The sequence below is a fragment of the Erwinia sp. AK-PDG3-5 genome (assembly GCF_056821705.1).
On record NZ_CM165967.1, the window covers coordinates 4480061 to 4503407 of the forward strand.

Consider the following 23347-nt stretch of genomic DNA (forward strand, 5'->3'; position numbering starts at 1 on the left):
CGCTTACTCCTCCGAACTCCAGGCAAGCAAATTCCCTTTTTTCAGGAACGAGCTATGTCTACCCGTGATAAAAGACCGACCCGCCGCGAACAGCGCGCAGAAGCCCAGCAGTTTATCGACTCCCTTCAGGGCACCGCTTTCCCTAATTCTAAACGCATCTGGCTGAACGGTTCGCGCGACGATATTCGCGTGCCGATGCGTGAGATCCAGCTCAGTCCGACGATGGTCGGTGGCAGCAAAGACAATCCGCAGTTTGAAGATAACGAACCGGTGCCGGTGTATGACACGGCGGGACCTTATGGCGATCCGGACGCAAAAATTGATGTGCATCGCGGACTTGCCAGGCTGCGCAATGACTGGATTGAACAGCGTGGTGATACTCAGCACATTGAGCAGCTCAGTTCGGTGTACACCCAACAGCGCCTGGCGGATGAAGGCCTCGATCATTTGCGTTTTGACCATCTTCCCCGCCCACGCAAGGCACTGGCTGGGCGCTGCGTGACGCAAATGCATTACGCGCGTTTGGGCGTGATTACGCCAGAGATGGAATTTATCGCCCTGCGTGAAAATATGGGGCGCGAACGTATTCGGGGTGACGTGCTGTTGCAACAGCATCCCGGCAACAGCTTTGGTGCCAGCCTACCGGAAAATATCACGGCAGAGTTCGTCCGGCAGGAAGTGGCGGCCGGCCGCGCCATCATCCCGGCAAATATTAACCATCCTGAATCCGAACCGATGATTATCGGCCGCAATTTCCTGGTGAAGATAAACGCCAATATCGGTAACTCCGCGGTCAGCTCGTCGATTGAAGAGGAAGTGGAGAAGCTGGTGTGGTCCGCCCGCTGGGGCGCCGATACGGTGATGGATCTTTCCACCGGCCGCAATATTCATGAGACGCGCGAATGGATCCTGCGTAACAGTCCCGTTCCGATTGGTACGGTTCCCATTTATCAGGCGCTGGAAAAAGTGAACGGTGTGGCAGAGGATCTCAACTGGGAAGTGTTCCGCGATACCTTGCTGGAACAGGCTGAACAGGGCGTCGATTACTTCACCATCCATGCCGGTGTGCTGTTACGCTATGTGCCGATGACCGCAAAACGCCTGACGGGGATCGTTTCCCGGGGTGGATCGATCATGGCCAAGTGGTGCCTGTCACACCACAAAGAGAGCTTCCTCTACGAACACTTTCGCGAGATCTGCGAGCTGTGCGCCGCCTACGACGTTTCGCTGTCGCTGGGCGACGGACTTCGTCCAGGATCGATTCAGGATGCCAACGATGACGCGCAGTTTGCCGAACTGCATACGCTGGGCGAGCTGACCAAAATTGCCTGGGAGTATGACGTGCAGGTGATGATCGAAGGGCCGGGACATGTGCCGATGCAGATGATCCGCCGCAATATGACCGAGCAACTCGATCGCTGCCACGAAGCGCCCTTCTATACGCTCGGCCCGCTAACTACCGATATCGCGCCTGGCTACGACCATTTCACCTCCGGCATTGGCGCAGCGATGATTGGCTGGTTTGGCTGCGCAATGCTCTGTTACGTCACGCCGAAAGAGCATCTGGGCTTGCCCAACAAGGAAGATGTTAAGCAGGGTCTGATTACCTACAAGATTGCTGCACATGCCGCCGACCTGGCAAAAGGCCATCCCGGCGCGCAGATCCGCGATAACGCCATGTCCAAAGCCCGTTTCGAATTCCGTTGGGAAGATCAGTTTAATCTGGCACTCGATCCTCATACCGCGCGCGCCTATCACGATGAAACGCTGCCGCAGGAATCGGGCAAGGTGGCCCACTTCTGTTCAATGTGCGGCCCGAAATTCTGTTCGATGAAAATTACTCAGGAAGTGCGGGACTATGCCGCCAGACAGGAGGCGGAAGCCAAACCGATTGAGATTGGTATGGCCGAAATGTCAGAGGCTTTCCGTACCCGCGGCGGAGAACTTTATCACCCAGCCGATGTGCTGTCGCAGGAGGAAAAAGCATGAGCCGCTTAGCCTTCCCGCCAACGTCGGCCCGGCTTGGACTCTATCCGGTCGTGGAAACGGTGGCATGGATCGCGCGCCTGCTTGAAGCGGGCGTGCGTACGATTCAGTTACGTATCAAGGATCTGCCTGAAGCGGCTGTCGAAAACGATATCGCGGCGGCTATCGAACTGGGTAAGCGTTATCAGGCACGCCTGTTTATCAATGACTACTGGCAGCTGGCGATTAAATATCAGGCCTATGGCGTGCATCTTGGCCAGGAAGATTTGGATGTCGCCGATCTGGATGCGATCCATCGCGCCGGATTACGGTTAGGACTTTCAACCCATGACGATGCCGAGCTCGATCGGGCGCTGGCTGAAAAGCCGTCCTATATCGCCCTTGGGCACGTCTTTCCGACCCAGACCAAAAATATGCCCTCTTCGCCACAGGGACTGCAGGAATTGCAGCGCCATATTTCCCGCCTGAAAGGAATTTCCACGGTGGCGATTGGCGGCATCAGTCTGGAACGGGCACCGCAGGTATTAGCAACCGGCGTGGGAAGCATTGCGGTGGTCAGCGCCATCACGCTGGCGCCTGACTGGCAGGCAGCTACCGCGCAGCTGCTCGATCTGGCTGGAAACGGGGACGAAGCCCATGTTCAGTGACAACGACTTTTTACGCTACAGCCGTCAGCTCCTGCTGGAGGAGTTTGGCCTCGATGGCCAGCAGAAATTGCAGGCAGGCAGCGTGCTAATTATTGGCCTCGGCGGATTGGGTTCACCTGCGGCGCTGTACCTCGCTGCCGCAGGCGTTGGCAAGCTGGTGCTGGCCGATGACGATAGCGTGCATATCAGTAATCTTCAGCGCCAGGTACTGTTTCGCACGAATGAAACCGGTCAGTCCAAAGTCGCCGTGGCGAAGAAGCACCTTCAGTCGTTAAACCCGCAGGTGGAGTTTATTGCTCTGACGCAGCGGATGACGGCTGAATCACTCAGGGAAGTCGTGCAGCAGGTCGACCTGGTGCTGGATTGCAGCGACAACATGGAAACCCGCCATGCGGTCAATGCCGCCTGCGTGGAACAGGGTAAGCCGTTAGTGAGTGCCAGCGCCGTTGGCTTTGGTGGCCAGCTGCTGGTGCTTACGCCTCCTTTTGAACACGGTTGCTATCGCTGCATATGGCCAGACGCAGATGAACCCCAGCGAAATTGCCGTACCGCAGGCGTGCTGGGTCCTGTGGTGGGCGTAATGGGTACCTTACAGGCGCTGGAAGCCTTAAAGATGCTGGCAGGCCAGCCGTCCTGTCTTGAGGGCAAACTTCGGCTGTTTGACGGTAGACAACAAACCTGGCGAACGCTGTCGCTGCAACGCAGTGTGGATTGTCCGGTATGCGGGGTCAGTGATGAAAATCGTGGTTAACGATGAAAGCCTGACGCTTGCCGGCACGCTGACGCTGGCCGGGCTGCTGGAGCAGCTTTCCCGCCACCAGCCAGGCACCGCGCTGGCTGTTAACCAGCAGATTATTCCCCGCGCTCGCTGGTCCTCTTACTTATTACAGGAAGGCGATGATCTGGTCATTTTCCAGGCCATTGCCGGAGGCTGATATGCTGCAAATTGCTGATAAAACCTTTTCGTCTCGTTTATTTACCGGTACGGGCAAATTCTCCAGTCCACAAATGATGATTGCGGCGTTGCGCGAGTCCGGCAGCCAGCTGGTCACCATGGCGATGAAGCGGATTGATTTTCGCGGTGGCGATGACGGGATCCTGCGGCCTCTTCAGGAACTGGGCGTGCAGCTGCTGCCAAACACGTCCGGCGCTAAAACCGCAGAGGAAGCCATTTTTGCTGCCCGTCTGGCACGCGAAGCTCTGGGCACCCACTGGCTGAAGCTGGAAATCCACCCGGACGTTCGCTATCTGCTGCCCGATGCCATCGAAACGCTGAAAGCAGCGGAGATCCTGGTGCGGGAAGGCTTTACCGTATTGCCGTACTGCCACGCCGATCCGGTGCTGTGCAAGCGGTTGGAAGAAGTGGGCTGTGCGGCGGTGATGCCATTGGGTGCGCCGATCGGCAGTAATCAGGGGCTGAAAACACGCGATCTGCTGGCGATCATAATCGAGCAGTCCAATGTGCCGGTGGTGATAGATGCCGGCATTGGCGCACCCAGCCACGCCAGCGAAGCGCTGGAAATGGGTGCTGACGCGGTGCTGGTGAATACCGCGATGGCCTCCGCGCAGCACCCGGTGCAAATGGCGAGGGCGTTCAGACTCGCTGTTGAAGCTGGCGCACTGGCTTACGGCAGCGGGTTGGGCAGTCGCCACCATCAGGCCGTGGCCACCAGCCCGCTGACCCGCTTTTTGCAGGCAGGAGAGCCGCTATGAAAAGCTTCGTCTCACAGTGGGAAACGCTCGATTGGGATGATATTCGCCTGAGGATCCACAGCAAAACGGCTGCGGATGTTGAGCGGGCGCTGAATGCGGCCAACGTCGGGCGGGAAGAGCTGATGGCCCTGCTCTCGCCCGCTGCTCAGGGCTATCTTGAGCCGCTGGCGCAAAAGGCCCAGCGCTTAACCCGGCAACGCTTCGGCCATGCGGTTAATCTCTTTGTACCGCTGTATCTGTCCAATCTCTGTGCCAACGACTGTACCTATTGCGGCTTCTCGATGAGTAACCGCATCAGGCGTAAGACGCTAGATGCTGATGAGATTGCGCGGGAATGTCATGCTATCCGCAAGATGGGGTTTGATAACCTGTTGCTGGTGACCGGCGAGCATCAGGCAAAAGTCGGCATGGCTTACTTCCGCGAACATGTTCCCGCCATTCGTCAGCACTTCAGTTCCTTAATGATGGAAGTGCAGCCGATGAGTGAAGCGGAGTATGCCGAACTAAAAACATTAGGACTGGATGGCGTACTGGTCTATCAGGAAACCTATCATCCTTCGGTCTACAGCCAGCATCACCTTAAAGGCAATAAGCAGGATTTCTTCTTCCGGCTGGAAACGCCTGACCGGCTGGGCCGTGCCGGCGTGGATAAAATTGGCCTGGGCGCCTTGATCGGCCTGTCAGACAGTTGGCGCACCGACTGCTATATGATGGCTGAACACCTGTTATGGCTGCAGAAAACCTACTGGCAAAGCCGCTATTCGGTGGCCTTTCCCCGCCTCCGGCCTTGCACGGGCGGCATTCAGCCGGCGTCGATCATGGATGAAGCGCAGCTGGTTCAGGTTATTTGCGCTTTCCGGCTGTTTGCGCCGGAAGTGGAGCAATCGCTCTCAACCCGGGAATCACCCCAGTTCCGCGATAAGGTGGTGCCGCTGGCGATTAATACTGTCAGCGCCTTTTCGAAAACGCAGCCCGGCGGCTATGCCGACGGGCAGACGGAGCTGGAACAGTTCTCCCCACATGATAACCGTCACCCGCAGCAGGTCGCGGAAGCGTTGATTCAGTCAGGAATGCAGCCGGTCTGGAAGGACTGGGATGGCTATCTGGGAAGAGCCGCGAAGTAAAATGCCAGCGGATGTAACGGAACTCAAAAACGCTGGAAACCGCTTCGCATCGCGTCACGTCCTCACTGGCACCGTTCAGTGAGGACGGTAAACTCCCTCTCGTTGACTCCAACAGGGGAGTTAACCAGGGTCAGTATCAACCCCTCTCGCTGACCCTGCCTTCTTCCTCTCCGGCTGAGGTGACCGGATGGTGCACCTTGATACCACAGCGTTCCATTGCCCGCTCCACCGCAGCACCGAGGATTTCCAGCGCGATACCGGTTCTGTCGGTAAACGGTTGGGCATAGCTGAGGCGCAGGCAGTTACGGTACTTACCGGAGGCGGAGAAAAGCGATCCCACCGCGATTTGCAGCTTAGCCTCGCGCAACTCCTTGTTAAGTTTGACGGAGTCGAACGCTTCCGGCAGCTCTATCCACATCAGAAAACCACCCTGCGGACGGGTCACGCAAATGCCGCAAGGGAAGTAATGGCGAACCCAGTGGGTAAATATTTCCAGATTACGCTGGTACTGCTGACGCATCCGCCGCAGATGCGCCGGATAGTAGCCCTGACGAACAAATTCCGCCGCGGCCATCTGGGTTTGCGTGGCTGTTGAACCGGTCACGATGTATTTCATATGCAGTACACGATCGAGATACCGACCCGGCACAACCCACCCCACCCGCAGCCCGGGGGCGACGGTTTTGGAGAAGGAACTGCACAGCAACACCCGGCCTTCATCATCGAAAGACTTGATGGTTGGCGGCCGGGGATATTCGTACGCCAGTTCGCCGTAGACGTCATCTTCGACAATGGCCACGTCAAAACGCTGCGCCAGAGCCAGCAAAGCACGCTTGCGTGATTCGGGCATGATAAAGCCCAGCGGGTTATTGCAGTTTGGTACCACCACTACCGCTTTAATCGGCCACTGCTCTAACGCCAGCTCAAGGGCTTCAAGGCTGATCCCGGTTTCTGAATCGGTCGGGATCTCAATGGCTTTAATACCAAAGCCCCGCAGCGACTGCATGGTGCCGTGAAAGGTCGGGGATTCTACCGCCACAATATCGCCCGGCTGGCAGACAGCGCGAATCGATACCGACAAGGCTTCATGGCAACCGGTGGTGACCACAATCTCATCCGCCGTCAGATGACAACCGCCATCAATGGCCAGACGGGCAATCTGTTCGCGTAATTCCGGCAGTCCATAAATATTGTCGTAGTTCAGCATCCGCACGTCCTGCTGATGGCCGATCCGACTCATGATCTTCCACAGCGGCTTGAGCGTTGGCTGGTTCAGGTCAGGCATGCCGCTGCCTAACTGCAACACATCTTTTTCCTGACGGGCGTTTAACAGATCCAGCACCGCATCCCACTGCGTAATTTCTACCGGGCGCTGAGCCGGACGGGTTAGCGGCGGAACGGGCGGTTCGGCTTTACGCGGAGTGACAAAATAACCTGAGCGAGGCTGCGGCGTGATCAACTGCCTCTCTTCCAGCAAATGATACGCCTGCTGAACGGTACTGATGCTTACGCCATGTTCAGTACTGAGGATCCTGACCGAGGGCAGGCGCTCACCACTGCGGTAAAGCCCTTGTTCAATCCGCCCTGCCAGCAAATCTGCCAGATGTTGATAACGCGTCATCGTATCTTCTCCACACGGTATACAAGCCAGAAACCAGTACAGATCGCTCTGCATCTGACCATTCAGACCCACTATCTGCCAATCTGTATGTTAAATAAAGGTGTTTTTTGCATCTGTATTGAAATTCCGCTTCCGTGCAAAATAGCCCCATACCCCGTTGAGGAGAGCATCATGGAATTCAATGAAAATCGGGCTGCAAAGCCTTTCGCAGATTCACCGTTTCATCTGATCTACAAATTGCCTTACCGTCTGTGGAAAGCCTGGCGGAGCCGGGTAGAGACCCGCAAAATTCTCTCAAGACTTAGCGCAAGCCAGCTGAAAGATATTGGCATGACCTGTGAGGATGTTCGTCGCTATAAATGATGTGGTGTTGGGCTGACACTGCCCGTATTTAGGGTGGCTGGAGAAATCCGGCCACCCATTTTTTTGTCTGTAAATCGCAGGCATAAAAAAACCGCTCCTTAGAGCGGTTTTTAGTGGCTTGAGGGTCAGAGACGATTAATCGTCTTTGCCGCCCATGCTCGCGTTCAGCAACTCTGCCAGGCTGGCAGAAGCTTCGTCCGCAGTCACCTGAGGAACAACCGGCGTTTCGCCAGCCGCTTTACGGCGCATACGATCCTGATGATAAGCGTAACCGGTACCAGCTGGGATCAGACGGCCCACGATGACGTTCTCTTTCAGGCCGCGCAGTTCGTCGCGTTTGCCCGCAACGGCTGCTTCGGTCAGTACGCGCGTCGTTTCCTGGAACGAGGCCGCAGAGATGAAGGACTCGGTCGCCAGAGACGCTTTGGTGATACCCAGCAGATCGCGTGCGAAGGTCGCTGCGATTTTGCCGTTGGCTTCAAGCTCACGGTTAGCAATTTTAACGCGTGAGAACTCAACCTGCTCACCGTCCAGGAAGTCTGCACTTCCTGCACTTGCGATGGTTGCTTTACGCAACATCTGACGCACGATGACTTCGATGTGCTTATCGTTAATCTTAACGCCTTGCAGACGGTAAACTTCCTGCACTTCGTTAGTGATGTAACGGGTCACCGCATGCACGCCACGCAGACGCAGAATGTCATGTGGAGACTCAGGGCCATCGGAAACAACATCACCACGTTCAACACGTTCACCTTCGAACACGTTCAGCTGACGCCATTTCGGGATCATCTCTTCGTAATGATCGCTGCCATCAATCGGGGTGATAACCAGACGACGTTTCCCTTTGGTTTCTTTACCGAAGGAAATGATGCCGCTGATTTCAGCCAGGATTGCCGGCTCTTTCGGACGACGGGCTTCGAACAGGTCAGCAACGCGTGGCAGACCACCGGTGATGTCCTTGGTACCACCAGATTCCTGCGGTACACGTGCCAGGGTGTCACCAGAACTGATCTTGATGCCATCTTCCAGCTGCACAATTGCTTTACCCGGCAGGAAGTACTGAGCAGGCATATCGGAGCCTGGGATCATGACATCGTTGCCGTTAGCATCAACAATTTTCAGCGCTGGACGCAGATCTTTACCACCGGCAGTACGTTCAGCACTGTCCAGGATCACCAGAGAAGAAAGACCGGTAAGGTCATCTGTCTGACGGGTAATGGTCTGGCCGTCGATCATGTCAGTGAAGCGAATGAAACCGCTCACTTCGGTGATCACCGGCATGGTGTGCGGATCCCAGTTTGCTACGGTCTCGCCCGCTGCAACCTGCTCGCCGTCGCCTTTCGCCATGGTTGAACCGTAAGGAACTTTATAGCTCTCTTTGGTACGACCAAATTCGTCGATCATTTTCAGTTCAACGTTACGCGAGGTGATCACCAGCTTGCCAGCGGAGTTAGTTACCGACTTGGCGTTGATCAGTTTCAGCGTACCTTTGTTCTTCACCTGGATGCTGGATTCAGCAGCCGCACGAGATGCCGCACCACCGATGTGGAACGTACGCATCGTCAGCTGGGTACCCGGCTCACCGATGGACTGTGCTGCGATAACGCCGATGGCCTCACCTTTGTTGATGATGTGACCACGTGCCAGATCGCGCCCATAACAGTGTGCACACACGCCGAAGTCAGTTTCGCAACCTACTACGGAACGGACTTTCAGGCTGTCAACAGAGTGCTCTTCCAACAGGTCACACTGCTGTTCGTGCAGCAGGGTGTTGCGTGGCAGCAGAATGTCAGCAGTACCCGGCTTGATCACGTCTTCAGCCGTCACACGACCCAGAACACGCTCACGCAGTGGCTCTTTAACATCGCCACCCTCGATAACCGGGGTCATCATGATACCTTCGTGGGTACCACAGTCGTCTTCAGTGACCACCAGATCCTGTGCCACGTCAACCAGACGACGGGTCAGGTAACCGGAGTTAGCTGTTTTCAGTGCGGTATCCGCAAGACCTTTACGTGCGCCGTGCGTCGAGATGAAGTACTGGAGTACGTTCAGACCTTCACGGAAGTTCGCGGTAATTGGCGTCTCGATGATTGAGCCATCTGGCTTAGCCATCAGACCACGCATACCGGCCAGCTGACGAATCTGTGCTGCAGAACCACGCGCACCGGAGTCAGCCATCATAAAGATGCTGTTGAAGGAAACCTGACGCTCTTCTTCACCGTCACGGTTGATAACCACTTCGGTAGACAGGTTTTCCATCATCGCTTTAGCAACCCGTTCGTTGGCCGCAGCCCAGATATCGATCACTTTGTTATAGCGTTCGCCAGCGGTAACAAGACCAGACTGGAACTGCTGCTGGATTTCAGCCACTTCTGCTTCCGCTTCGGTGATGATTTCCACTTTCTTCTCTGGGATAACCATGTCGTCGATACCTACTGACGCACCTGAGCGCGCTGCATAGGCAAAACCGGTATACATGGTCTGGTCCGCAAAGATAACGGTCGGCTTCAGGCCCAGGATGCGGTAACAGGTGTTCAGCATCTTGGAGATCGCTTTTTTGCCCAGCGCCTGGTTGACGATAGAGTACGGCAGACCTTTAGGCACGATCATCCACAGGATGGCGCGACCAATGGTGGTATCGATGATGCTGGTTTTAGCAACCCACTCATCCTGCTCGTTCTTTTCGTGCTCGGTGATACGGACTTTCACACGAGCGTGCAGAGAGGCCAGACCGGCGCGGTAAACACGCTCAGCTTCTTTCGGGCCAGTCAGCACCATGCCTTCGCCTTTGGCGTTAACACAGTCGCGGGTCATGTAGTACAGACCCAATACAACGTCCTGAGAAGGAACGATGATTGGCTCACCGTTCGCTGGAGACAGGATGTTGTTGGTAGACATCATCAACGCACGCGCTTCCAGCTGGGCTTCCAGCGTCAGCGGTACGTGAACAGCCATCTGGTCACCATCGAAGTCGGCGTTATAAGCCGCACAAACCAACGGGTGCAGCTGGATAGCTTTACCTTCGATCAGTACTGGCTCAAATGCCTGGATGCCCAGACGGTGCAGAGTTGGTGCACGGTTCAGCAGGACCGGGTGTTCGCGGATCACTTCGTCGAGGATATCCCAAACGATAGCTTCTTCACGCTCAACCATTTTCTTGGCGGCTTTAATGGTGGTAGCAAGACCACGCAGTTCCAGCTTGCCGTAGATGAACGGTTTGAACAGTTCCAGTGCCATTTTCTTCGGCAGACCACACTGGTGCAGACGCAGGTATGGACCGACGGTGATAACCGAACGACCAGAGTAGTCGACACGTTTACCCAGCAAGTTCTGACGGAAACGACCCTGCTTACCTTTGATCATATCGGCCAAAGATTTCAGAGGACGCTTGTTAGAACCGGTGATCGCACGACCGCGACGGCCGTTATCCAACAGCGCATCGACCGCTTCCTGCAACATACGTTTTTCGTTACGTACGATGATATCTGGCGCAGCCAGATCCAGCAGGCGTTTCAGACGGTTGTTACGGTTGATCACGCGACGATACAGATCGTTCAGATCCGACGTAGCGAAACGACCGCCGTCCAGCGGTACCAGCGGACGCAGATCCGGTGGCAGTACAGGCAGCACGGTCAGGATCATCCACTCTGGCTTGTTACCAGACTGAACGAACGCTTCCAGCAGCTTGATACGCTTGGTCAGTTTTTTGCGTTTGGTTTCGGAGTTGGTTTCGGTCAGCTCTTCACGCAGCGTCTCGCATTCCTGCTCCAGATCCATGTTTTTCAACAGGGCCTGAATTGCTTCCGCACCCATCTTCGCGTCGAATTCGTCACCGAACTCTTCCAGCGCATCCAGATACTGCTCTTCAGTCAGGATCTGACGACGCTCGAGGTTGGTCATGCCGCCTTCAACCACAACGTATGATTCGAAGTACAGCACGCGCTCGATGTCACGCAGTGGCATGTCCAGCAGCAAACCGATGCGCGAAGGCAGCGATTTCAGGAACCAGATGTGCGCAGTTGGTGATGCCAACTCAATGTGGCCCATGCGCTCACGGCGTACCTTGGTCTGTGTAACTTCAACGCCACACTTCTCACAGATCACACCACGGTGTTTCAGGCGCTTGTACTTACCGCACAGGCACTCATAGTCTTTTACCGGCCCGAAAATACGCGCACAGAAAAGCCCGTCACGTTCTGGTTTGAACGTACGGTAGTTGATGGTTTCTGGCTTTTTAACTTCACCAAAAGACCATGAACGGATCATGTCTGGCGATGCCAGAGCAATTTTGATCGCACTAAACTCTTCGGTCTTAGTTTGCGCTTTCAGAAACTTTAGTAAGTCTTTCACGGATTAGCTCCCGTCGGAGTGAGACTTCTCAGCACGTCCAGGCGGACGTGCTGTAACCAGTACAAATTCGAGTGCTTTTCCCGTTCTCTCTCAGGCTGTATCCACATGGGCTACAGCCTGAAATTCACAGGGATTACTCGTCTTCCAGCTCGATGTTAATACCCAGCGAGCGGATCTCTTTCAACAGTACGTTGAAGGATTCCGGCATGCCCGGTTCCATCTGATGGTTACCGTCCACGATGTTTTTATACATCTTGGTACGGCCATTAACGTCATCAGACTTCACGGTCAGCATTTCCTGCAGGGTATAAGCGGCACCGTATGCTTCCAGTGCCCACACTTCCATCTCACCGAATCGCTGTCCACCGAACTGCGCCTTACCACCCAGCGGCTGCTGAGTAACGAGGCTGTAAGAGCCGGTAGAACGTGCATGCATCTTGTCATCCACTAAGTGGTTGAGTTTCAGCATGTACATGTAGCCAACGGTAACCTGACGCTCGAACTGCTCGCCAGTACGACCATCAAACAGCGTGATCTGACCGGAAGAAGGCAGGCCGCCAAGCTGTAACAGCTCTTTGATTTCGCTTTCTTTCGCGCCGTCAAACACTGGTGTTGCGATTGGCATCCCCTTCTTCAGGTTTTCTGCCAGACGCAGCACTTCGTCGTCGGTGAAGGTGTTCAGATCGACTTTCTGACGTAAATCGGAGCCCAGATCGTACGCACGCTGAATAAACTCACGCAGCTTAGACACTTCTTCCTGCTTCTTAAGCATGGCGTTGATCTTCTCGCCGATGCCTTTCGCAGCCATACCCAGGTGGGTTTCAAGAATCTGTCCAATGTTCATACGTGATGGTACGCCCAGCGGGTTCAGTACGATGTCGACCGGCGTACCGTTCTCATCGTATGGCATATCTTCGATCGGGTTGATCTTGGAGATAACACCTTTGTTCCCGTGACGACCAGCCATCTTGTCACCAGGCTGGATCTGACGTTTAACGGCCAGATACACTTTAACGATTTTCAGCACACCAGGTGCCAGGTCATCGCCCTGAGTGATTTTGCGGCGCTTCGCTTCGAGTTTCTTCTCAAACTCGTGCTTCAGCTCGTCGTACTGCTCAGCCAGCTGTTCCAGCTGGTTTTGCTTGTCTTCGTCGGTCAGGCCGAGTTCCAACCAGCGCTCGCGAGGCAGCTTTTCCAGTTTTTCCGCTTCAACGCCACCGGCAACCAGCAGGTAGCTAATACGGCTAAACAGGCCAGCTTCGAGGATCTGCAATTCTTCAGACAGGTCTTTCTTCGCCTGCTTCAGCTGCATCTCTTCGATTTCCAGCGCGCGCTTGTCTTTTTCCACGCCATCGCGGGTGAAGACCTGCACATCAATAATGGTGCCTGATACGCCGTTTGGTACACGCAGAGAAGAGTCTTTAACGTCAGACGCTTTCTCACCGAAGATTGCACGTAACAGCTTCTCTTCTGGCGTCAGCTGGGTTTCACCTTTCGGCGTTACCTTACCAACCAGAATGTCGCCGCCAGTCACTTCAGCACCGATATAAACGATACCGGATTCATCCAGCTTGGAGAGCGCAGCTTCACCCACGTTAGGGATGTCAGCGGTGATCTCTTCCGGCCCCAACTTGGTGTCACGAGACACACATGCCAGTTCCTGAATGTGGATGGTGGTGAAGCGATCTTCCTGTACCACACGCTCGGAGACTAAGATGGAGTCTTCGAAGTTGTAGCCGTTCCAAGGCATGAACGCGACGCGCATGTTCTGACCCAGTGCCAGTTCGCCGAGATCCGTTGAAGGACCATCAGCCAGCACATCACCACGTTCAATTGGCTCACCCAGGTTCACGCAAGGCATCTGGTTGATGCAGGTGTTCTGGTTAGAACGGGTGTATTTGGTCAGGTTGTAAATGTCGATACCGGCTTCGCCCGGGTACATTTCGTCTTCGTTAACTTTGATAACGATACGGGATGCATCCACGTACTGAACAGTACCACCACGTTTTGCTACGGCTGTAACACCGGAGTCAACCGCTACCGCGCGTTCCATACCGGTACCCACCAGCGGCTTATCAGCACGCAGAGTTGGAACCGCCTGACGTTGCATGTTTGCACCCATCAATGCGCGGTTGGCGTCATCGTGCTCCAGGAACGGGATCAGAGACGCACCAACAGAAACGATCTGCTGGGTGGATACGTCCATGTAGTCAACCTGATCGCGGCTGAACAAGCTCGATTCGCCTTTACTACGGCAAGTAACCAGATCGTCTACGAAGTGACCTTCGTCGTCGAGGTTGGTGTTCGCCTGAGCGATAACGTAGTTACCCTCTTCAATTGCAGAGAGGTAATGAATTTCGTCGGTCACCACGCCTTCGCGAACGCGACGGTATGGGGTTTCCAGGAAACCGTACTCATTGGTCTGTGCGTACACGGACAAGGAGTTGATCAGACCGATGTTTGGACCTTCAGGCGTTTCGATTGGGCACACGCGACCGTAGTGCGTCGGGTGAACGTCTCGAACTTCAAAGCCTGCACGCTCACGCGTCAGACCGCCCGGGCCAAGTGCAGAGATACGACGTTTGTGCGTGATCTCAGACAGTGGGTTGTTCTGGTCCATAAACTGGGACAGCTGGCTGGAACCAAAGAACTCTTTAACTGCTGCAGAAATTGGCTTGGCGTTGATCATGTCCTGAGGCATCAGGGTATCCAGATCGCCTAAAGACAGACGCTCTTTCACCGCACGCTCAACACGGACCAGACCAACACGGAACTGGTTTTCTGCCATTTCGCCAACGGAACGAATACGACGGTTGCCGAGGTGGTCGATATCATCCACTTCGCCAATACCGTTACGGATCCCGATCAGTTTACGCATCACCTGAATGATGTCGTCTTTGCTCAGAATACCGGAACCTTCGATCTCTTCACGCAGCAGAGAACGGTTGAACTTCATACGACCAACCGCAGACAGATCGTAGCGGTCTTCAGAGAAGAACAGGTTCTCGAACAGGTTTTCAGCCGCTTCACGCGTTGGTGGTTCACCAGGGCGCATCATGCGGTAGATCTCAACCAGTGCGCTCAAGCGATCGCTGGTTGGGTCGACGCGGACGGTTTCGGAAATGTACGCACCGTGATCCAGGTCGTTGGTGAACAGCGTTTCGATGCGCTTGTGACCAGACTGGCTCAGCTTAGCCAGCAGATCCAGCGACAGCTCCATGTTGGCAGCAACTATCAGCTCACCGGTGCTCTCGTCAACATAGTCTTTAGCAACGACTTTGCCGGCGATGTATTCAACAGGAACTTCGATGTGCTCAATGCCATCTTTTTCCAGCTGACGGATATGACGTGCAGTAATACGACGGCCTTTCTCAACGTAGATAGTACCGTTGGATTCGATATCGAATGAGGCAGTGTCTCCACGCAGGCGCTCAGGAACAAGTTCCATCTGCAACTTGTTGTCGCGGATTTCATACACGATTTTGTCAAAGAACAGGTCAAGGATCTGCTCAGTGGTGTAATTCAGTGCACGCAGAATGATGGTCGCAGGCAATTTACGGCGACGGTCAATTCGAACGAACAGGTTGTCTTTCGGGTCGAACTCAAAGTCCAACCACGAACCACGGTAAGGAATGATACGTGCGTTATAAAGCACTTTACCCGATGAGTGGGTTTTACCCTTATCGCTGTCGAAGAAGACACCAGGACTACGATGCAGCTGAGAAACGATAACCCTTTCTGTACCGTTGATGACAAAGGTACCGTTATCGGTCATGAGTGGAATTTCACCCATGTAAACTTCTTGTTCTTTGATGTCCTTAACGGTACCTTCCGGCGCTTCGCGCTCGTAGATCACCAGGCGCAGTTTTACGCGCAGGGGTGCAGAGTACGTGACGCCACGAATCTGACACTCTTTCACATCAAAAACAGGTTCGCCTAAACGGTAGCTGACATACTGCAGTTCAGAATTACCGCTATAGCTTTGGATTGGGAATACGGAACGGAAAGCCGCTTCCAAACCATGTTGACCTTCCGGGTCTTGCTCGATGAACTTCTGGAACGAGTCAAGCTGGATAGAAAGGAGATAAGGAATGTCGAGCACCTGGGGGCGCTTTCCAAAATCCTTACGAATACGTTTTTTCTCGGTATAGGAGTAAACCATAGGGTTCCTCAGCTCGCTGAAAGGTAGAACCTCGCTGTCCGTCCAGAGGGGACAGTTCATGCAACACTATTTTGTGACGCGGAAAGAAGACTCCCCTTCCGTAATACCTCTTTCTATCACGCTTAAATCATTTCGTTGCCGTAGCAAAGCAGAGAAGCGCCGCAGGAGGGCAATATATTAAGTCGTCGATAGAGAAAGATATTAAGCAATTCAATGACTAAACAGTGTGAAACGTCATTGACGCTGTAGAGCGCAAAAAGGCTGGTGACTAAAAAGTCACCAGCCGTCAGCCTAAATCAGATTAGGCTGCAACCTGAAAGGTTGGCTTACTTAACTTCAACTTCTGCGCCAGCTTCTTCCAGTGCTTTCTTCAGAGACTCAGCGTCGTCTTTGCTGATGCCTTCTTTCAGGGCAGCAGGTGCAGACTCAACCAGGTCTTTAGCTTCTTTCAAGCCCAGACCAGTTGCGCCACGTACTGCTTTGATCACGGCAACTTTGTTAGCGCCGATAGCTTTCAGTACAACGTCGAACTCAGTTTTTTCTTCTACAGCTTCAGCAGCAGCGGCTGGGCCAGCAACTGCAGCAGCAGCTGAAACGCCGAATTTTTCTTCCATAGCGGAGATCAGTTCAACGATTTCCATTACAGACAGGGCTGCAACGCCTTCAATGATTTGTTCTTTAGTGATTGACATGTCAAATGTTCCTGAAATTCAGTTTAGGTGTAAATACGTTAGCAAGAGTACGGAAAATGAAAGGCTTAAGCTTATGCAGCTTCAGCTTCTTTCTGATCACGTACTGCAGCCAGAGTGCGAACCAGTTTGCCGGCAGCGGCTTCTTTCATGGTTGCCATCAGGCGTGCGACTGCTTCATCGTAAGTAGGCAGAGTTGCCAGGCGGTCGATCTGAGCCGCACTGATTAACTCGCCTTCAAAGGCCGCAGCTTTAACCTCAAATTTTGCATTCGCTTTAGCGAAATCTTTGAACAGACGAGCAGCAGCGCCCGGGTGTTCCATAGAATATGCAATCAAGGTTGGACCGACGAACGTGTCTTTCAGGCACTCAAACTGAGTACCTTCAACGACGCGGCGCAGCAAGGTGTTACGAACAACACGCATGTAAACGCCAGCTTCACGACCTGCTTTACGCAGTTCAGTCATTTTGCCTACTGGTACGCCACGAGAATCCGCAACTACCGCAGACAGCGCGCCTTTGGCTACTTCGCTGACTTCAGCAACAATCGCTTGTTTGTCTTGAAGATTTAAGGCCATTAGCTTTTGCTCCTGGATTTTGCCGGAGATGAATTTCTCCGGAACTCACTTCACCTGACCGCGTTTCCGAAGTCAGGCGCTTAACACGGTGAGCAGAATCCAGCAAAGACTATAAAAATATTCTTCAGGTTCTGTCACCGTCTACGCAGGAGATTAAGCCTCTTTCGAGACACCTGCGGTCTTGGACGGAGGCCTGGATAAGGCCAGGCTCCAACCGAAAATTCTGGTTCCGCAATTAACGGAACAACGGGCGTAAGATTCTAATAGAAACTTGCGCCCGCGTAAAGCAGATTAAACTGCAGCGTTCAGGCCAGCCTGATCGATTGCAACACCTGCACCCATCGTGGTGGACAGGCTAACTTTCTTGATGAAAACGCCTTTCGCCTGTGAAGGTTTTGCTTTTTTCAGCGCAACCAGCAGGGATTCCAGGTTTTCTCTCAGTTTATCTGCATCGAAATCAACCTTACCGATAGTGGTATGGATGATGCCGTTTTTGTCGTTACGGTAACGAACCTGACCGGCTTTAGCGTTCTTAACCGCTTCAGCAACGTTAGGGGTTACGGTACCCACTTTCGGGTTAGGCATCAGACCACGTGGGCCCAGTACCTGGCCCAGCTGGCCAACAACGCGCATTGCATCAGGAGATGCGATAACAACGTCAAAGTTCATTTCGCCTTTTTTGATCTGGTCAGCCAGATCTTCCATACCTACCAGCTCAGCGCCTGCAGCTTTAGCAGCTTCAGCGTTTGCGCCCTGGGCAAATACGGCAACGCGAACAGAACGGCCAGTACCGTGTGGCAGTACAGTTGCACCGCGAACGTTCTGGTCAGATTTACGGGCATCAATGCCCAGGTTTACCGCTACGTCAACGCTTTCAACGAACTTGGCAGTAGCCAGTTCTTTCAGCAGAGCAACAGCTTCGTTGATGTCATACTGTTTAGTTACATCAACTTTGTCGCGGATCACGCTCATACGCTTGGTCAGCTTAGCCATTTCTTAGTCCTCTACAACCAGGCCCATGGAACGAGCAGTACCTTCAATTGAGCGAGCCATCGCTTCAATATCAGCACCAGTCATGTCCGCAGCTTTAGTTTCTGCGATTTCACGTACCTGAGCACGCGTTACTTTACCGACTTTGTCTTTGTTCGGCTTACCGGAACCAGACTTAATACCAGCCGCTTTCTTCAGCAGAATAGGTGCTGGAGGCGTTTTGGTAACGAAGGTGAAAGAACGGTCAGAGTAAACGGTAATCACAACTGGAGTAGGCAGGCCTTTTTCCAGGGATTCTGTTTTGGCGTTAAACGCTTTACAGAATTCCATGATGTTAACACCCTGCTGACCCAGTGCCGGACCGACCGGAGGACTTGGGTTTGCCATACCAGCTGCAACCTGCAGCTTGACGTAGGCTTGTACTTTCTTAGCCATGATAATTCCTCAATTGGGTTCAGACGCTCCGTGAAGAGCTCCCCGTGATTAATATTCCACACGCTGCGAACAGCGCATAAAAACAAAAGGCGCGAAATTGTATGGCAATTTCGCGCCTCTCGCAACCAATTTTCACTCACAGAGATCATTTTATGTGCAGGGAATGGTTACCCCACAATCTGTCTCCGCACAGAGTGATTATCAGCCTTTTTCAACCTGACCAAAGTCCAGCTCAACCGGCGTAGCACGCCCAAAGATTGAAACGGACACTTTCAGGCGGCTTTTCTCATAATCCACTTCTTCAACCACACCGTTAAAGTCTGCGAACGGACCGTCACTAACACGGACCATTTCACCAGGTTCAAACATGGTTTTCGGACGTGGCTTATCACCAACCTGCTGCAGGCGATTCATGATCGCATCGACTTCTTTATCGCTAATAGGTGCCGGACGATCGGAGGTACCACCAATGAATCCCATGACGCGAGGCACGCTACGCACTAAGTGCCAGCTTGCATCATTCATGAGCATTTGGACCAGGACATAACCCGGGAAGAACTTACGCTCGCTTTTACGACGCTGACCACCACGGATCTCAACCACTTCTTCAGTTGGAACCATGACATCGCCAAAAAGCTCTTCCATGTTATGTAACTTGATATGCTCGCGCAGCGATTGGGCTACGCGGCCTTCAAAACCGGAAAACGCCTGAACGACGTACCAGCGCATTTTTGGAGCTTCAGACATCTCAGAACCTCAGGCCAGTGATAAACGATACCAGACGGACCAGAATACCATCCAGTCCCCACAAAATCAGTGACATCACGGCAGTAACCGCGGCAACGATTAACGTGGTATGCAACGTTTCCTGGCGAGTCGGCCAAATGACCTTGCGAACTTCGGTGCGTGCTTCACGGGCAAACGCCAGTGTAGACTTACCTTTCGTGGTCAGCAGCGCAATGCCACCGGCTACAGCGATAAGGACAACGACGGCCAGCGCACGCAATGGTAGCGAGACTTCACGGTAAAAGTAGTTACCTACGATGGCCAGAATCAGTAGTAACACTACGACCAGCCACTTTACCGCTTCCAGGCCACGCCCGCTCCCTTGAGCTTCGGTATTAGCACTCATAAACCAACCTGCCACAATAAACAGAAACTATTTTGCCCCGTAATACGAGGCAACCAAACCGAATGAGGCTTTCAGGCGAAACTCGGCATATAACGCCGTGCTACAGAGCCTGCCTCAGCAATGATTATGGTTGAAAATCACTGATGAGCCAGGTTCTATGTTACAGCGTGCAAAAAGGGCATCAAATGATGCCCTTTTCATGTGCGTTGCGTCAAATATTATCCGCGATTATGCGATAACTTTAGCAACAACACCCGCACCAACAGTACGGCCACCTTCACGGATTGCGAAACGCAGACCGTCATCCATCGCGATTGGGTGGATCAGGGTAACAACCATCTGGATGTTGTCACCAGGCATTACCATCTCAACGCCTTCTGGCAGTTCGATGGTACCGGTCACGTCAGTTGTACGGAAGTAGAACTGTGGACGGTAGCCTTTGAAGAACGGAGTATGACGGCCGCCTTCATCTTTGGACAGAATGTAAACTTCTGACTCAAATTTGGTGTGTGGTTTGATTGAGCCTGGCTTAGCCAGAACCTGGCCACGCTGAATGTCTTCACGCTTGATACCACGCAGAAGAACACCACAGTTCTCGCCTGCACGACCTTCGTCAAGCAGCTTACGGAACATTTCAACGCCAGTACAAGTTGATTTAGCCGTATCTTTGATACCAACGATTTCAACTTCTTCGCCAACTTTGATGATTCCGCGCTCTACACGACCGGTAACAACAGTACCACGGCCGGAGATGGAGAATACGTCTTCGATTGGCAGCAGGAATGGCTTGTCAATTGCGCGCTCTGGTTCTGGGATGTAGTTATCCAGGTGGCCAGCCAGCTCAATGATTTTCTCTTCCCACTCAGCTTCGCCCTGCAGGGCTTTCAATGCAGAACCGCGAACGATTGGCAGGTCATCACCAGGGAAGTCGTAGGCAGAAAGAAGTTCACGAACTTCCATCTCAACCAGTTCCAGCAGCTCTTCATCATCAACCATGTCACATTTGTTCATGAATACGATGATGAAAGGAACGCCAACCTGGCGACCCAGCAGGATGTGCTCACGGGTCTGAGGCATAGGGCCGTCAGTTGCAGCAACAACCAGAATTGCACCGTCCATCTGCGCAGCACCGGTGATCATGTTTTTCACATAGTCGGCGTGGCCTGGGCAGTCAACGTGCGCATAGTGGCGTGATGGGGTGTCATATTCAACGTGGGAAGTGTTGATGGTGATACCACGTGCTTTTTCTTCTGGTGCGTTATCGATCTGGTCGAATGCACGAGCAGAACCACCGTAGGTCTTCGCCAGAACGGTAGTGATAGCAGCAGTCAGGGTAGTTTTACCGTGGTCAACGTGGCCGATTGTACCAACGTTGACGTGCGGTTTGGAACGTTCAAATTTTTCTTTAGACATAACTTGTCCCTCTAAGACACGGATAAATCGGTGATATCACCACATCAACCAGGCAAAGCCTGAACAGTTGAATTTTAACGTACAGAGAAAGAATCAGGGAGGGAGAATTAGAAGTGGTGCTGATACCCAGAGTCGAACTGGGGACCTCACCCTTACCAAGGGTGCGCTCTACCAACTGAGCCATATCAGCACGGCTTGGAGCGGGCAGCGGGAATCGAACCCGCATCATCAGCTTGGAAGGCTGAGGTAATAGCCATTATACGATGCCCGCATCCTGGAACTCGGCTACCTGTTCTGTCTGTAGCTTTTGAACAACAAGAAGATGCCCCCTTGCTATTCGAGTCAACCCGCATACGCTTGATGACCCTGACTGCGCTGGTGCTCAGTCTAAAATCTTCATTCATTTCAACCTTAACGTTCGGGGTCGAAATGGTGGTGGGGGAAGGATTCGAACCTTCGAAGTCGATGACGGCAGATTTACAGTCTGCTCCCTTTGGCCGCTCGGGAACCCCACCAGGGGTATTTCGTTACTTGATGGTGCCGGCTACCGGAATCGAACTGGTGACCTACTGATTACAAGTCAGTTGCTCTACCAACTGAGCTAAGCCGGCATCAAGTGGTGCGCATTCTAGGAAGACCTGGCCTCTGATGCAACAAAAAAATTGCGATAAATGTTCTTATGCTTACTATTTGTGCAATTCTTCGCAAATTCTCGCATTGGGGCAGAAAAACAGTTCAAAGAAGCGCCATTTTAGCGAATTTTTCACCAGCACCCACGCAGATGATTTTGCGATTCAACTGCGCCACTAAGTTTAAAAGATGCATGATCGCGGCAAAAAAATTGCGATGGCAACACTTTACGCTTAAAAAGTCGACAATTGACAGTCATCGTGCCATGACTGACTAAACAGAGGCGGCGTATAAGCGATTTTTTCTTGGCGTGTGTGATCAGTTTCTTTTGCTGATTGCCAGCACATTATTCAATAAATGCGGGTGCCGTTCCGTTTGCGCTCGCAGAATATATTTTTCCTTCAGCTACTGTCTCTCTGGTGGTAACCTCCTGCCCATTGTTTTCTGAAATTTACCTTAGTCACATGAGCTGGAAAAGGCGGGTTTATCCCCCTCGACAGAGTAGTTAACTCTACGACAGGCAAATTCTTGCTGGCAGAAGCATGCATATGAGCAAAAAAGACTCCTTGTTGACCACCCCCTATCTACAATTCAATCGTGATCAATGGGCTGCGCTCCGCGATTCAGTCCCTATGACCTTGAGTGAACAAGAAATTGCCCGCCTGAAGGGGATAAATGAAGATTTATCTCTTGAGGAAGTAGCCGAGATCTACCTACCCCTCTCACGTCTGCTTAATTTCTACATCAGTTCTAATGTCCGTCGTCAGGCTGTGCTTGAGCAGTTCCTGGGAACCAATGGCCAGAAGATTCCCTATATCATCAGTATTGCTGGCAGCGTTGCCGTGGGTAAAAGCACCACAGCGCGCGTACTGCAGGCTCTGCTGAGCCGCTGGCCTGAACATCGGCGGGTAGAGCTGATCACCACTGACGGCTTCCTGCACCCTAATGAGGTGCTTAAAGAACGCGGTCTGATGAAGAAGAAAGGCTTTCCGCAGTCTTACGACATGCACCGACTGGTGAATTTCGTATCAGATTTGAAATCAGGCGCTTCGCAGGTCACGGCTCCGGTTTACTCGCATCTTATTTATGATGTTATCCCGCAGGGTGACAAGGTTGTGCAGCAGCCTGATATTTTGATTCTTGAAGGGCTGAACGTCTTGCAGAGTGGGATGGACTATCCTCACGATCCGCATCACGTCTTTGTCTCTGATTTTGTGGATTTTTCAATTTATGTCGATGCCCCGCAAGATCTGCTGCAGAGCTGGTACATTAATCGCTTCCTGAAATTCCGCCAGGGCGCCTTTACCGATCCAGACTCTTATTTCCACAATTACGCGAAACTCTCAGAAGAGGAAGCGGTAGGCGTGGCCACTCAGCTATGGGAAGAGATCAACCTTATGAACCTTAAGGAAAATATCTTACCTACCCGAGAGCGTGCCAGCCTGATAATGACCAAAAGCGTCGATCATGCGGTGGACCTGGTCCGCCTGCGTAAATAAAAAAAGGGG

The 23347-nt window shown here is 53.0% G+C and carries 18 protein-coding genes and 4 tRNA genes; 8 read left to right on the forward strand and 14 right to left on the reverse strand.

What is annotated here, in order from left to right:
- Positions 1-54: 54 nt before the first annotated feature.
- Genes thiC through thiH form a run of 6 tightly spaced genes read left to right on the forward strand, consistent with a single transcriptional unit; the run spans position 55 to position 5470 of the window.
- On the forward strand, positions 55-1989 hold the full coding sequence (gene thiC, locus AC1UKS_RS20925; protein WP_482435116.1) for a phosphomethylpyrimidine synthase ThiC: 1935 nt from the start codon (positions 55-57) through the stop codon (positions 1987-1989).
- Positions 1986-2633: a thiamine phosphate synthase gene (thiE, locus tag AC1UKS_RS20930; protein WP_482435117.1), complete on the forward strand. Its 648-nt coding sequence runs from the start codon at positions 1986-1988 to the stop codon at positions 2631-2633. The genes thiC and thiE overlap by 4 nt, the downstream gene beginning before the upstream one ends.
- Positions 2623-3384, forward strand: coding sequence for a HesA/MoeB/ThiF family protein (locus tag AC1UKS_RS20935; protein WP_482435118.1), 762 nt, complete (start codon positions 2623-2625; stop codon positions 3382-3384). The genes thiE and AC1UKS_RS20935 overlap by 11 nt, the downstream gene beginning before the upstream one ends.
- Positions 3368-3568, forward strand: coding sequence for a sulfur carrier protein ThiS (gene thiS / locus AC1UKS_RS20940; protein ID WP_482435119.1), 201 nt, complete (start codon positions 3368-3370; stop codon positions 3566-3568). The genes AC1UKS_RS20935 and thiS overlap by 17 nt, the downstream gene beginning before the upstream one ends.
- 1 nt (position 3569) lies before the next feature.
- Complete coding sequence (locus tag AC1UKS_RS20945) at positions 3570-4346, forward strand: thiazole synthase (protein ID WP_482435120.1); 777 nt, start codon at positions 3570-3572, stop codon at positions 4344-4346.
- Positions 4343-5470: a 2-iminoacetate synthase ThiH gene (gene thiH / locus AC1UKS_RS20950; RefSeq protein WP_482435121.1), complete on the forward strand. Its 1128-nt coding sequence runs from the start codon at positions 4343-4345 to the stop codon at positions 5468-5470. The genes AC1UKS_RS20945 and thiH overlap by 4 nt, the downstream gene beginning before the upstream one ends.
- A 136-nt stretch (positions 5471-5606) precedes the next feature.
- Here thiH and AC1UKS_RS20955 read toward each other — a convergent pair whose 3' ends face one another.
- The gene (locus tag AC1UKS_RS20955; RefSeq protein WP_265910035.1) at positions 5607-7091 is read right to left on the reverse strand and encodes an aminotransferase-like domain-containing protein; all 1485 of its coding nucleotides are present in this window, start codon (positions 7089-7091) and stop codon (positions 5607-5609) included.
- Positions 7092-7262: 171 nt separating this feature from the next.
- On the opposite strand from AC1UKS_RS20955, the gene AC1UKS_RS20960 reads away from it, so the two are divergent.
- Positions 7263-7454 carry a DUF1127 domain-containing protein gene (locus AC1UKS_RS20960; RefSeq protein ID WP_013200299.1) on the forward strand — a complete coding sequence of 64 codons (192 nt, stop codon included), beginning with the start codon at positions 7263-7265 and terminating at the stop codon, positions 7452-7454.
- 135 nt (positions 7455-7589) lie between these two features.
- Here AC1UKS_RS20960 and rpoC read toward each other — a convergent pair whose 3' ends face one another.
- The 13 genes from rpoC to AC1UKS_RS21025 all read right to left on the reverse strand — a co-directional run bounded on the left by rpoC (position 7590) and on the right by AC1UKS_RS21025 (position 21820).
- On the reverse strand, positions 7590-11810 hold the full coding sequence (rpoC, locus tag AC1UKS_RS20965) for a DNA-directed RNA polymerase subunit beta' (RefSeq protein ID WP_013200298.1): 4221 nt from the start codon (positions 11808-11810) through the stop codon (positions 7590-7592).
- 133 nt (positions 11811-11943) lie between these two features.
- Complete coding sequence (rpoB, locus tag AC1UKS_RS20970; RefSeq protein ID WP_265910034.1) at positions 11944-15972, reverse strand: DNA-directed RNA polymerase subunit beta; 4029 nt, start codon at positions 15970-15972, stop codon at positions 11944-11946.
- A 326-nt stretch (positions 15973-16298) separates the two neighbouring features.
- Positions 16299-16664: a 50S ribosomal protein L7/L12 gene (gene rplL / locus AC1UKS_RS20975; RefSeq protein ID WP_013200296.1), complete on the reverse strand. Its 366-nt coding sequence runs from the start codon at positions 16662-16664 to the stop codon at positions 16299-16301.
- Between the two features lie 71 nt (positions 16665-16735).
- A complete protein-coding gene (rplJ, locus tag AC1UKS_RS20980) occupies positions 16736-17239 on the reverse strand; it encodes a 50S ribosomal protein L10 (RefSeq protein ID WP_013200295.1) in 504 nt (167 codons plus the stop codon).
- Positions 17240-17530: 291 nt separating this feature from the next.
- Positions 17531-18232, reverse strand: a complete 702-nt coding sequence (gene rplA, locus AC1UKS_RS20985) for a 50S ribosomal protein L1 (RefSeq protein ID WP_013200294.1) — start codon at positions 18230-18232, stop codon at positions 17531-17533.
- Between the two features lie 3 nt (positions 18233-18235).
- Positions 18236-18664 (reverse strand): 50S ribosomal protein L11, encoded by a 429-nt coding sequence (gene rplK, locus AC1UKS_RS20990; RefSeq protein WP_013200293.1) that lies wholly within the window; start codon positions 18662-18664, stop codon positions 18236-18238.
- Positions 18665-18865: 201 nt separating this feature from the next.
- The gene (nusG, locus tag AC1UKS_RS20995; protein WP_013200292.1) at positions 18866-19411 is read right to left on the reverse strand and encodes a transcription termination/antitermination protein NusG; all 546 of its coding nucleotides are present in this window, start codon (positions 19409-19411) and stop codon (positions 18866-18868) included.
- A gap of 1 nt (position 19412) precedes the next feature.
- A complete protein-coding gene (gene secE / locus AC1UKS_RS21000; protein WP_013200291.1) occupies positions 19413-19796 on the reverse strand; it encodes a preprotein translocase subunit SecE in 384 nt (127 codons plus the stop codon).
- 228 nt (positions 19797-20024) lie between these two features.
- Positions 20025-21209, reverse strand: coding sequence for an elongation factor Tu (gene tuf, locus AC1UKS_RS21005; RefSeq protein ID WP_013200290.1), 1185 nt, complete (start codon positions 21207-21209; stop codon positions 20025-20027).
- A gap of 114 nt (positions 21210-21323) precedes the next feature.
- Positions 21324-21399, reverse strand: a tRNA-Thr gene (locus AC1UKS_RS21010).
- A 6-nt stretch (positions 21400-21405) separates the two neighbouring features.
- Positions 21406-21480 (reverse strand) — tRNA-Gly (locus AC1UKS_RS21015).
- Between the two features lie 159 nt (positions 21481-21639).
- Positions 21640-21724, reverse strand: a tRNA-Tyr gene (locus AC1UKS_RS21020).
- 20 nt (positions 21725-21744) lie between these two features.
- Positions 21745-21820: transfer RNA gene (locus AC1UKS_RS21025), tRNA-Thr, on the reverse strand.
- 567 nt (positions 21821-22387) lie between these two features.
- Here AC1UKS_RS21025 and coaA point away from each other — a divergent pair.
- Positions 22388-23338 carry a type I pantothenate kinase gene (coaA, locus tag AC1UKS_RS21030; RefSeq protein ID WP_013200289.1) on the forward strand — a complete coding sequence of 317 codons (951 nt, stop codon included), beginning with the start codon at positions 22388-22390 and terminating at the stop codon, positions 23336-23338.
- Positions 23339-23347: the final 9 nt, after the last annotated feature.